Source organism: Mesorhizobium sp. M7A.F.Ca.CA.002.09.1.1 (assembly GCF_003998555.1).
GTDB classification, from domain to species: domain Bacteria; phylum Pseudomonadota; class Alphaproteobacteria; order Rhizobiales; family Rhizobiaceae; genus Mesorhizobium; species Mesorhizobium ciceri.
In genome coordinates, this window is the sequence record NZ_RZRR01000066.1 from 1 (window position 1) to 11,397 (window position 11,397).

Genomic DNA, 11,397 nt, shown 5'->3' on the forward strand with positions numbered 1-11,397 from the left:
GGGAAGGTCTTCTTCTCGATTACCGTTCCCGCCGCCCGCGCCCAGGAAATGGAGCCGCTGCGCGCCGCTGCCGAGCGTGTCGTCAAGGCGATCCCCGGTGTCGCCGGCGCCGTCGTCGCGCTGACGGCGGAGAAGAGGGGCGGCGGCATGGAGGCGCCGGTTCCATCGCGCCCCGCACCCAGGCCCGTTCCGCCGGCTGCGCCCGCTGCCGCCGCGCCGCGTGCGGCTCCGCACGCGCCGGCCTCGCACAGCTCGGGCAAGCGTGGCGTGCCCGGTATCGAAGCGATCATTGCCGTTGCTTCCGGCAAAGGCGGCGTCGGCAAGTCGACCACCGCCGTCAACATCGCGCTCGGCCTCGCCGCCAACGGCCTGCGCGTCGGCGTGCTCGATGCCGACATCTACGGCCCGTCCATGCCAAGGCTGCTCAACATCCACGGCCGGCCGCAGACCGTCGACGGCAAGATCCTGAAACCGATGGAGAATTACGGCCTGAAGGTGATGTCGATGGGTTTCCTCGTCGACGAGGAAACGCCGATGATCTGGCGTGGCCCGATGGTGATGTCGGCACTGACGCAGATGCTGCGTGAAGTCGAATGGGGTCGGCTCGACGTGCTCGTCGTCGACATGCCGCCCGGCACCGGCGACGCGCAACTGACCATGGCCCAACAGGTGCCGCTGGCTGGCGCCGTCATCGTCTCGACGCCGCAGGACCTGGCCCTGATCGACGCGCGAAAAGGCCTCAACATGTTCAAGAAGGTCGACGTGCCGCTGCTCGGCATCGTCGAGAACATGAGCTATTTCATCGCCCCGGACACCGGCAAGCGCTACGACATCTTCGGTCATGGCGGGGCGCGGCGCGAGGCCGAGCGCCTTGGCGTCACCTTCCTCGGCGAGGTGCCACTCGAGATGGGCATTCGCGAAAGCTCGGATGCCGGCACGCCGGTTGTCGTCTCCAAGCCCGACGGCGCCGAGGCGAAAATCTACCGCGACATCGCCTCGAAGGTCTGGGACCGGGTTAACGAAGAGCGTGGTGCTGCGGCAGCGGCGGTGCCGAGTATTGTTTTCGAGTAGCTTGTTCGGTAGCCGCCGCTCTGCAGCCTAGGCCGCGCCGACCTTCTCGCCGAAGCTGGAAAAAAACTGTCCGGCCAGTTTCTTCGAGGTCGATTCGATCAGCCGGCTGCCGAGTTGGGCGATCTTGCCGCCGACATCGGCCTTGGCCGCGTAGTTCAATATCGTGGCGTCGGGTCCATCTGCCGTCAGCGTCACGTCGGCGCCACCCTTGGCGAAGCCTGCAATGCCGCCCTTGCCTTCGCCCTGGATGGTGTAGGAGTGCGGCGGCTTCAGGTTCTTCAGCGTCACTTCGCCGTTGAACGTCGCCTTGATCGGTCCGATCTTCACCACCACGGTTGCCGCCATCTCGGTCGGCGACTTCATCTCCAGGCTCTGGCAACCGGGAATGGTCGCCTTCAAGACCTCGGGATCGTTCAGCGCTTCCCACACTTTTTGCAGCGGTGCGGCAATGCGCTCCTCGCCTTCGATCACCAAAGCCATGAAAACCTCCCGGACAAGACTGTCCGAACCCGTAACGCACGGCTTGGTGCGTGTCTATCGCACCAAAGTCCGGTTGCGACCGCACGCCCTCTTGCCTGCTCCCGCGCGTTGCCATATCGATTTGTCTTACAAATACGGAGACCATGATGGCAGGCGCCCCCACCCATAAGAAAAAATTTCGCTCGCAGGAGTGGTTCGACAATCCCGACAATCCGGGCATGACGGCTCTCTATCTCGAGCGCTATCTCAATTACGGCCTGACGCGCGCCGAACTGATGTCCGGCAAGCCGCTGATCGGCATCGCCCAGACCGGCTCGGATCTGTCGCCCTGCAACCGTCATCATATCGAACTGGCCAAGCGTGTGCGCGAAGGCATCGTCTCGATGGGCGGTATTCCGTTCGAGTTCCCCTGCCATCCGATCCAGGAGACCGGCAAGCGCCCGACCGCAGCGCTCGACCGCAACCTTGCCTATCTCAGCCTGGTCGAGGTGCTTTACGGCTACCCGCTCGATGGCGTCGTGCTGACCATCGGTTGCGACAAGACGACGCCGGCGCTGCTGATGGCAGCGGCCACCGTCAACATTCCGGCGATCGCGCTGTCGGTCGGGCCGATGCTCAATGGCTGGCACAAGGGCAAGCGCACCGGCTCCGGTACCATCGTCTGGGAATCACGCCAGCGCCTGTCGGCCGGCGAGATCGATTATGACGAGTTCATGGACATCGTCGCCTCGTCGGCGCCGTCCACCGGCTATTGCAACACCATGGGCACCGCCACCACGATGAACTCGCTGGCCGAGGCGCTTGGCATGCAGTTGCCGGGCTCGGCCGCCATTCCCGCGCCCTACCGCGAGCGTGGCCAGATTTCCTATGAGACCGGAAAACGCATCGTCGAGATGGTGCATGAGGATCTGAAGCCGTCCGACATCATGACGAGAGAGGCTTTCGAGAACGCCATCGTCGTCAATTCGGCCATTGGCGGCTCGACCAACGCGCCGATCCACCTCAATGCCATCGCCCGCCACCTTGGTGTCAAGCTCGACAATGACGACTGGCAGACGGTCGGCCTCAATGTGCCGCTGCTGGTCAATTTGCAGCCGACGGGCGAATATCTTGGCGAGGACTACCATCATGCCGGCGGCGTGCCGGCGGTCATTGCCGAACTGATGAAGGGCGACCTGTTGCCGCATCCCGGCGCACGCACCGTCAACGGCAAGTCGATCGGCGAGAATAGCGAGGGCGTCGCCAACGAAAACCCCGACGTCATCCGCTCTGTCGCCAAGCCGCTGAAGGCCAATGCCGGCTTCATCAACCTCAGGGGCAATCTGTTCGATTCGGCGATCATGAAGACCAGCGGCATCTCGCCCGAGTTTCGCGAGCGCTATCTGTCCAATCCTAGGGATCCCGAGGCTTTCGAAGGCAACGCCATGGTTTTCGACGGGCCGGAGGATTACCACGCCCGCATCGACGACCCGGCGCAAGGCATCGACGAACACACCATCCTGTTCATGCGCGGCGCCGGCCCGGTCGGCTATCCCGGCGGTGCCGAGGTCGTCAACATGCAGCCGCCGGCCTATCTCATCAAGAAGGGCATCCACGCGCTCGCCTGCATCGGGGACGGCCGCCAGTCGGGCACGTCGGGTTCGCCGTCGATCCTCAACGCCTCGCCGGAAGCGGCGATCGGCGGCGGACTGGCGCTGCTCAAGACGGGCGACCGGGTCCGCATCGACTTGCGCAAGGGCACGGCCGACATCCTCGTCACCGACGACGAGATCACCCGGCGCCGCGCCGAACTGCAGAACAATGGCGGCTTCCACTATCCCGAGCACCAGACGCCCTGGCAGGAGATCCAGCGCGGTATGGTCGCGCAGTTTTCGGAGGGAATGGTGCTGAAGCCGGCGGTGAAATACCAGGATGTCGCGCACACCAGCGGTGTCCCCAGGGACAATCATTGATTCTGGATCGACGGATGGCGGCTTGATCAAATCAGGCCGCCGTCGGTTTTCCGGTCAGCGTGTTGCATCGCGGCCGGGTAGGTCGAGAACGGCCACCGTCCTTGACAAGCGCGCCCAACAAATCCACCATCATGACAAGGGGTGCATCGCGACGACCCCGTGAGGCGTCAGCCCAACGTTCGCGTCCAAGCTTCTCTTTTCAGGAGGTGGACGCCATGCCGTCAACAACCGCTATCACCGTACCGCAATTGTCCCGGCTCATAGGTCTGCCGGGCGCCCCAGTCGTTGTCGATGTTCGCATAGATGAAGATTTCGACGCCGATCCGCGGCTGTTGCCGGCGTCGTGCCGTCGCGATTTCAAAACCGTTTCAACCTGGGCGGCCACGTTCGCCGGCAAGCCGGTGGCCGTCGTTTGCCAGAGGGGGCAAAAGCTCTCGCAAGGCGTGGCCGCATGGCTGCGCCATGAGGGGATATCAGCTGAATCTCTCGAAGGCGGGTTTGAGGCCTGGCGCGATGCCGGAGGGCTTTTGGCCCGCACCGCCAAGATGTCGCCACGCAATGAAAAGGGCGCCAACGTCTGGGTGACGCGATCGCGCCCGAAGGTCGACCGCATCGCTTGCCCGTGGCTGATCCGGCGTTTCGTCGACCCCGACGCGGTGTTCCTGTTCGTCGAACCCGCTGAAGTGTTGGCTGTTGCCGACCGCTTTCAGGCCGTGCCGTTCGACATCGACAATGTGTTTTGGAGCCATCGCGGCGAGCGCTGCACCTTCGACACGATGATCGAGGAGTTCGGGCTGGAATCCGCGGCGCTCGATCGCCTCGCTGCAATCGTGCGGGCGGCCGACACTGCAAGCCTTGACCTGGTGCCTCAGGCGGCCGGCTTTCTGGCTGCCTCGCTTGGTCTGTCGCGTATGTACCGCGACGATCTGGAACAACTGGAAGCAGGCATGCTGCTCTACGACGCGTTCTTCCGCTGGTGTCGCGACGCCACCGAAGAAACGCACAACTGGCCGGCTGCGGGTAAGCCGTCGTGACCGCTCTTGTCCCGGACAATAAGGCGGGAACCGTCCCGGTGCCGGCTGCACCGACCTTCACCGAGGCCGTGAAGGTCTGGGCGAAAATCGGATTGCTCAGCTTTGGCGGTCCGGCCGGGCAGATCGCGCTGATGCACAAGGAACTGGTCGAGGAGCGGCGCTGGATCGGTGAGCGGCGTTTCCTGCACGCGCTGAACTACTGCATGCTGCTGCCTGGCCCGGAAGCCCAGCAACTCGCCATCTACATCGGTTGGCTGCTGCACAGGACGGCCGGCGGCCTTGTCGCCGGCATCCTGTTCGTCTTGCCGGGCGCGCTCGTCATGCTCGCCTTGAGCAGCCTCTACGTCCTCTATGGCGACGTGCCGCTTGTCGCGGCGCTGTTTTTCGGGGTCAAGGCGGCTGTGCTTGCCATTGTCGTCGAGGCGGTGGTCCGGATCAGCCGGCGTGCCCTCAAGAACCGGGTCATGGTGTCGATCGCGGTCGCGGCGTTCATCGCCATCTATGCGTTGAATGTGCCCTTTCCGCTCATCGTCCTGCTAGCCGGCCTGACGGGATGGCTGGGGGATCGCATTGCTCCCGCCCTGTTTTTCGGCTCGGCCCATGGCAAGGACGATGTTGCCGACTTCAAGGGAGCGGTCGACCTGATGTTCGAGCGTGGCGAACTGGCCCATGTCAAACCGACCAGATGGCATGCACCGCGCACCGTCGCGATCTGGCTGCCGCTCTGGCTCGGGCCTGTTCTTTTGATCTGGTGGTTCACCGGCTCTGCAAGCGTCTGGACCGAGATAGGCCGGTTCTTCAGTCTCATGGCTGTCGTCACCTTCGGTGGCGCCTATGCGGTCCTCGCTTATGTCGCACAGGCAGCCGTCCAGTCCTTCGGCTGGCTGGTGCCGGGTGAAATGGTCGATGGCCTTGGGCTCGCCGAAACCACGCCAGGGCCGCTCATCCTGGTGCTGCAGTTCGTCGGCTTCATCGCCGCGTTCCGCCATTCCGGCTCGCTGGACCCGTTGGTTGCCGGATCGCTGGGGGCTTTGCTCACTCTGTGGGTGACGTTCACGCCTTGCTTCTTCTGGATATTCCTCGGTGCGCCCTACATCGAGGCCTTGCGCGGCAACAAGGCACTGTCGGCCGCACTGGGCGCGATCACCGCCGCCGTTGTCGGGGTAATTATGAATCTGGCCCTATGGTTTGCCTTGCACGTCATCTTCCGTGAGGTGCACGCAACGGGCCTTGGCATGAACGTGCCGGTGCCTTCGTCGATCGACTGGCGCGCGGCCTTGCTTTCCGTGGCCGCCATGGTCGCCATCCTGAAGCTGAAAGTCGGCATGCTGCCGACACTCGCGCTATCCGCCCTTGCAGGGATCTTGCTGGCGGCGGCTGGTTAGACAGCACCGCCTTTGCAATCCGCTTGCCCACCACCTAAGTGGGCTGGAAATGGAAGGAAACATCATGGCCGGACGGCGATCTTCCCTCGGCTTCCTCGGAGTGTTCGGCCGTTCGGGCGACTTGAGGCAGCTCGACGATGCATTGCGCGGCGCCGATCTGCATCCAGCCCTTGTGCCGGAGGGCGTGAAGCTTACCCTCGTCAATCTCATGAAGGATCGCTGGCCCGACGAGCCGCCACCGGGCACCTATGCGTCGGTGGCACAATTATGCAGCTATTGCATCGCGGGTCCCGAAACCTTCGAGCAAGCCAATGGCCATGAGCGGACGCTGGGAGCCGAGCGCCGCATCGAGGCGGCGCTTGAAGCCGGTGACAGCCTCGACGCGCAGATCGTGCTGATGACGCTGCATGCCAAGCTCATCAACCCCGAAGTCGTCGACCGATACGGGCTCAGCGCGGAATGACGCGAAAGGCAAGATCTGCCTGATTCTCCTAGAGCAATTCTAGGAAAAGTGTGAGCGGTTTTCCGTCTAGAATTGCGTCAAAACAAAGAGTTAGAGCAGATCGCCGTTTCCGTGAAACGGTGAATGCTCTAAGGCAGCCGAGCCGTTCAGGCCCGGCTGATCTCCTCGAGATACCAGCCGATGTAGCGCAGTTCGTTGTATTCCATCGGCGCGATAGGTCCGGGCACGAAATAGTGCGAGCGCACGCCGCGCGCGGTGTGCTCGATGATCTTCTTGTCCTCTTCGGTGGTGATCTTCCACAGCCAGGTCAGCTTCTCCAGATCGTAATCCTGGCCCTCGACCGCGTCGCCGCGCACCAGCCAGATCAGCTCCATCTCGCAGGTGCCAGCCGTTTTCGGGATGAAGCGGTAGATCATGCCGTGATCGGGATAGCATACGAGGAAGGTCGTGCCGCCGAGATGGATGGAAGTGACGCCACCGTCATAGTCGGAGAAGCGTCCCATCAGCGGGGCCACCGGCGATCCATCCTGGCTGCCGCTCGAAACGCCGTCATAGAGCGCATAGCGGAAGGTGTGGATTGCTTCCTGGCCGGCCGCCGAGTTCTGCCAGCGGTTGGCGCTGCCGATCTCGATGCCGAGCGCGCAGGTGCGTTGCTCCATCGCCGCATTGAGCTGCTCGATCATTTCTGCCGGCTTTTCCAGCGCATGCGTCTGCGAATATTCCGGATGCGCCGGCCCGCAATGGTAACATTCGACATAGTTCTCGACGGCGAGCTTCCAGTTGGCGTCGAGCGGATAGGACTGACGATACGCAACCTTGGCGTCGCCCCAGCCATACTGGCCGCAGCTCGTTCGCAGCGACTGTTCGATCGGATCGAAATCGAGCGGCGTCTCGGCGAAGGAAATGAAGACCAGACCGGATGCGACGCGGACATGAAGCTTCTTCAGCCCGTGCGCCGTGCGGTCGAAATCCTTTGGCATCAGGCGGGCAGCGCGCAACGATCCGTCATTGGAATAGGCCCAGGCGTGGTAGGGGCACACGAACATCTTCGCGTTGCCCTTCTGCTTGGTGCAGACCTCGGCGCCGCGGTGGCGACAGACGTTGAGCATGGCATGCACGGTGCCATCCATGCCGCGTGTCAGGATGACCGCCTCGTCGCCCAGTTTGAACAGCTCGAAATCGCCGGGGTTCGGGATAACGCTGGCGTGGGCCAGGCAATGCCAGTGGCGGCGAAAGACCCGTTCCATGTCGCGCTCGAAGATCGCCGGGTCATGATAGAAGGCACGCACCAGGCCGTGGCCTGGCCGATGAGATGCCACCAGCCGATCGATCGCGTCGCCGTCGGTGGGGGCTTGCTGGATAGGATGCACACTCATTTGTCGTTCTGCCCGATGGTTGGTCGTGTATGGCTGTATGGCTGCACGAGACTTGTCTCCGGTCAGCCGCCCATATGCGTGCGCGGCAGGTGGATCAGGTTGCCGAAACGGGCACGCAATCTGTCGTCGACCTGTTTTGGCACATGGCGCGGAAATCGTTCGGCAAGAATGCGCTTCTTCTCGGTGATCGCACGCAGCAATATATCAGGCCGGCCTTTTTCGTTCCATTCCTTCGGCGAGGAACGATCGCCGAGGGCAGGATAGAAGTGCTCGGTCTGCATCAGCTTGAGCGTTTGTTCGTTGTCGAGATAGTGGCCTGGACCCTTGAGGCAGACCTCCGCGATGCTGTCGATCGACAGGGCCTCGTCAGTCACGTCGATGCCACGCGCGCAGCCCAGGCAATGACCGAGCATGTCGTTGTCGATGACCAGGCTCTCCAGGCAGAAGCCGAGCAGCGAGGCATGCATGCCGGCCGCCTCATAGACGAGGTTGAGGCCGGAGAGGCCGGCCATCACATTGGTGATGCCCTTTTCGTAGCCGGACTGAATATCGGGCAATTTCGAATCCGTCATGCCGGCGGCGGAGCCACCGGGCAGGTCGTAGAATTGCGCCATCTGGGCACAGGCCGCCGTTGCCACCGACTGCTCGGCCGACCCGCCGGCCATGGCGCCGGTGCGCAGGTCGGACATGAACGGCCATGCGCCGAAGATCGCCGGATGGCCGGGCTTGAGCGCGTTGACATAGACCAGGCCGGCCAGCACTTCGGCCACTGCCTGCACGACGGCGCCGGCCATCGCGGCGGGTGCCGTCGTGCCCGACTGGCCGGTCGACAGCAGCAGGATCGGGATGCCGCCTTCGACGCAGGCCTCGAGCACGCCGCAGGCATCCTCGGCGAACCTCATCGGCGGCACGACGAATGAATTGGAGTTGGAAACGAATGGCCGGGCGCGGAAATTCTCCTCGCCTCCGGCGATGGCGTACAGCATTTCAAGTGCAGGCTTCACGTTCTCACGCACCGTGAAGGATGTTCCGACGTGCTTCGATGTTCCCATCACACAGGCATAAAGCGTGTTGAAATCCATCTCGAGCGGATCGGCGATGTCGCGCGCCACCATCGGCCGCTGGAAGAAATGAATGTTGTCCAGCCCGTCGACGATGCGGGCGGCATCATAAATATCCTGCAGCTTGGATTCGCGGTACTCACGCTTCTCCAGATCCACCAGGTGCACGGCGATGCCTGCCGTGCCGTAGTGCACGCGCTTGCCCTGGACCACCATGTCGTGCCTGGGGTCCTGGCCATGAAGCGTGAAATGTCGTGCCGCCCGCTTGATGGTGTCGAGCACGAGCGCGCGCGGAAAGCGGACCCGGCCATCGTCGCCATGGATCGCCCCCACCTTGGTCAGCACCTTTATGCAGGAAGGAATGGCGTTGGCGAAACCCACTGTCTCCAGAAGCGTCAGCACGCCTTCGTGGATACGCTCGCGGTCATCCCCGCGAAGCGGCCCGTAGCCGCCGCCCTCGATGGCCTTGTGCTGTGGTCTGGCATCCTCCACCAGGGGAGATGATCGCATGGCATGTCCTGTTTCGCGAAGACCGGAGCGTTGTGGACGACGGTTCGCCGGCGTGTCCTGCTGTTCGACAGCCACTGGCATGGAAGCACTCCAACTTCGTCGGCAGGAACTCGTGGCGGTTGGGCCACCATCGGCCTGCTTCTTCCCCTGATGACGCCGACTATGCCGCCGGCACTGGCCCATCCTATGGGCCAGCTGGCTCAGTTCCATGTGCCAGAACTAAAATACCGGAGCCGCTGCGAGCGGCTCCGGTCACGAGAGGTCGATGATGGATCAGGCGGCCGCGGGTCTGCGTCCGGCGGCCGTGGCCAGTTCGCGGATGCCTGGCTCGATGTGCTGTAGCGCGATCGACGAGATGCCCAGCCGCATGAAACGCGAAGGCTTTTCAGTGCGATCGAAGAAGCGGTCGCCTGGCTCGATGATGACGCTGCGCGAGGCCGCTGCCTCGGCAAGCCCGCGCGAATCGGTGCCGCGCGGCCCTTCGAGCCACAGCGACGTACCGCCGGCCGAATCGGTCGAGCGCCATTCCGGCAGGAAGGCGGAAATCGCATGGACCAGCCGCTTGCGCCGCTCGTCGAAGGCTGACGACAGCCGCCGCACCAGCGCCTCGTGGTGGCCGAGCGACAGGAACAGTGCGACGGCGCGCTGATTGTTGGCCGGCGGATGACGCAGCATGAAGCGGCGCAGCGCCCGGAGCTCCGCGATCAGTCCGGCAGACGCCACGATGTAGCCGAGCCGCAGGCCGGGAGCCAGCGTCTTGGACATCGAGCCGACATAGACCACGCGGCCGGAACGATCGAGGCTCTTCAGCGCTTGCTGCGGTGCCTCGTCGAGAAGCTGGCTGTCATAGCCGTCCTCGATGATGATCTGGTTGTAGCGGTTGGCGCGCGCCAGAAGATCCTGCCGCCGTTCCGCCGACAACGGCACCATGGTCGGGCAATGATGGCTGGGCGTGACGAAGACGAAGCCGGAATCATTGGGAATAGAAGCAGTTACGATGCCGGACTGGTCGACCGGCACCGGCTGTATCTCTGCGCCCGCAAGGCGGAAGATCGAGCGCGCGTCGGGGTAACCGGGGTCCTCCATCGCCACCTTGGAGCCCTTGGACATCAGCAGCGTCGCCAGCATGTAGAGCGCGTTCTGGGCGCCCAGCGTGACGATGATCTCGTCGGGATTGGCGAAGATGCCGCGCCGGGGCAGGAGCCGCGCCTGGATCTGCTCGATCAGCAGCGGATCGTCACGGTCGACCATATCGGATGCCCAGTTGCGGATTTCCAGCACGGCAAGCGCCATGCGGTTGCACTCGCGCCATTCAGCGGTCGGGAACAGCGCCGGGTCGAACTGCCCGTAGACGAAAGGATAGGACGACTTGATCCAGTTCTCGTGCTTGGCCGGCGGCGGCATGTCGCTTGCGGCGATCTTGCGGCGTGCCTTCCAGTCGATCTCATTGGCCTGGTCGGGCGCCTTCTGGTGCGGCTTGGCCGGTGTCGCCAGCACATCGGGATTGACGAAATGGCCACGCCGCTCGCGCGCCACCAGGAAACCCTGGTCGACGAGCTGCTGGAACGCCAGCACCACGGTTCCGCGCGCGACGCCGAGTTTTTCGGCCAGGATGCGGCAGGAAGGGAGCGGCATCGAAGCGGCGATCTGGCGGTCGAGAATGGCGGCTACGATGGCCTGGCGGATCTGCGCCTGCAGGGTTTGGCCGGATTCGGCCGAAATCCGGAACAGGCCGGACCATATCGCCGTGTCGTTTCGCTGTGGCATGGGAGATTTCCTCGATGGCCAGCCTTTTTCGTTTGGCTGGACCAGCCGAACGTAACCGTGGCACAAGGGGTTGCGCCAATCAATTTTTCTGATCGTTGGGATTTATGCCAGTGATCCTTCACGTCCTTTTGATGCCGCGTTGCGGCATCGTGGGGTGACGCGGCGCTTCATCCCGGCGATGACATCGTGCGTCATGGCGGCGTGTGGGTGTGCGTCATCGCTGCGCATTGATACGGGTGGAGTTCGGCCCGATAGATTGTCGCGACGACACGCGCCGGAAACATCCGGTCCGTAATGA

The 11,397-nt window shown here is 63.5% G+C and carries 9 protein-coding genes; 5 read left to right on the forward strand and 4 right to left on the reverse strand.

The annotated features are described in order from the left end of the window. Positions 1 to 1,071: Mrp/NBP35 family ATP-binding protein (locus tag EN994_RS05170; protein WP_164745815.1), on the forward strand; the 1,071-nt coding region annotated here is incomplete at its 5' end. A 27-nt stretch (positions 1,072 to 1,098) separates the two neighbouring features. Here the strand turns inward: EN994_RS05170 and EN994_RS05175 are convergent. Continuing rightward, entirely contained in the window at positions 1,099 to 1,551 is a 453-nt protein-coding gene (locus tag EN994_RS05175; RefSeq protein ID WP_013528005.1) for a carbon monoxide dehydrogenase subunit G, read from the reverse strand. Positions 1,552 to 1,697: 146 nt separating this feature from the next. Here EN994_RS05175 and EN994_RS05180 point away from each other — a divergent pair, with 146 nt between their 5' ends. The 4 genes from EN994_RS05180 to EN994_RS05195 all read left to right on the forward strand — a co-directional run bounded on the left by EN994_RS05180 (position 1,698) and on the right by EN994_RS05195 (position 6,385). Further along, positions 1,698 to 3,503: an IlvD/Edd family dehydratase gene (locus tag EN994_RS05180; protein WP_013528004.1), complete on the forward strand. Its 1,806-nt coding sequence runs from the start codon at positions 1,698 to 1,700 to the stop codon at positions 3,501 to 3,503. Positions 3,504 to 3,718: 215 nt separating this feature from the next. Beyond that, positions 3,719 to 4,537, forward strand: a complete 819-nt coding sequence (locus tag EN994_RS05185) for a chromate resistance protein ChrB domain-containing protein (protein ID WP_063169929.1) — start codon at positions 3,719 to 3,721, stop codon at positions 4,535 to 4,537. Then, positions 4,534 to 5,922 (forward strand): chromate efflux transporter, encoded by a 1,389-nt coding sequence (chrA, locus tag EN994_RS05190; RefSeq protein WP_063169930.1) that lies wholly within the window; start codon positions 4,534 to 4,536, stop codon positions 5,920 to 5,922. Before EN994_RS05185 ends, chrA begins: the two co-directional genes overlap by 4 nt. Before the next feature lie 64 nt (positions 5,923 to 5,986). Further along, entirely contained in the window at positions 5,987 to 6,385 is a 399-nt protein-coding gene (locus EN994_RS05195; RefSeq protein ID WP_082826722.1) for a hypothetical protein, read from the forward strand. A gap of 146 nt (positions 6,386 to 6,531) precedes the next feature. Here EN994_RS05195 and EN994_RS05200 read toward each other — a convergent pair whose 3' ends face one another. The 3 genes from EN994_RS05200 to EN994_RS05210 all read right to left on the reverse strand — a co-directional run bounded on the left by EN994_RS05200 (position 6,532) and on the right by EN994_RS05210 (position 11,099). Beyond that, positions 6,532 to 7,761, reverse strand: a complete 1,230-nt coding sequence (locus EN994_RS05200) for an aromatic ring-hydroxylating dioxygenase subunit alpha (RefSeq protein ID WP_063169932.1) — start codon at positions 7,759 to 7,761, stop codon at positions 6,532 to 6,534. Positions 7,762 to 7,823: 62 nt separating this feature from the next. Next, a complete protein-coding gene (locus tag EN994_RS05205; protein ID WP_027161820.1) occupies positions 7,824 to 9,413 on the reverse strand; it encodes a trimethylamine methyltransferase family protein in 1,590 nt (529 codons plus the stop codon). A gap of 192 nt (positions 9,414 to 9,605) precedes the next feature. Continuing rightward, complete coding sequence (locus EN994_RS05210) at positions 9,606 to 11,099, reverse strand: PLP-dependent aminotransferase family protein (RefSeq protein ID WP_024503382.1); 1,494 nt, start codon at positions 11,097 to 11,099, stop codon at positions 9,606 to 9,608. Positions 11,100 to 11,397: the final 298 nt, after the last annotated feature.

What these genes read in the sequence shown, in the direction of transcription:
- EN994_RS05195 (WP_082826722.1), top strand. Translation starts at nt 5,987, where the DNA reads ATGGCCGGACGGCGATCTTCCCTCGGCTTCCTCGGAGTGTTCGGCCGT.
- EN994_RS05185 (WP_063169929.1), top strand. Translation starts at nt 3,719, where the DNA reads ATGCCGTCAACAACCGCTATCACCGTACCGCAATTGTCCCGGCTCATA.
- EN994_RS05210 (WP_024503382.1), bottom strand. Translation starts at nt 11,099, where the DNA reads ATGCCACAGCGAAACGACACGGCGATATGGTCCGGCCTGTTCCGGATT.
- EN994_RS05200 (WP_063169932.1), bottom strand. Translation starts at nt 7,761, where the DNA reads ATGAGTGTGCATCCTATCCAGCAAGCCCCCACCGACGGCGACGCGATC.
- EN994_RS05180 (WP_013528004.1), top strand. Translation starts at nt 1,698, where the DNA reads ATGGCAGGCGCCCCCACCCATAAGAAAAAATTTCGCTCGCAGGAGTGG.
- EN994_RS05205 (WP_027161820.1), bottom strand. Translation starts at nt 9,413, where the DNA reads ATGCCAGTGGCTGTCGAACAGCAGGACACGCCGGCGAACCGTCGTCCA.
- EN994_RS05175 (WP_013528005.1), bottom strand. Translation starts at nt 1,551, where the DNA reads ATGGCTTTGGTGATCGAAGGCGAGGAGCGCATTGCCGCACCGCTGCAA.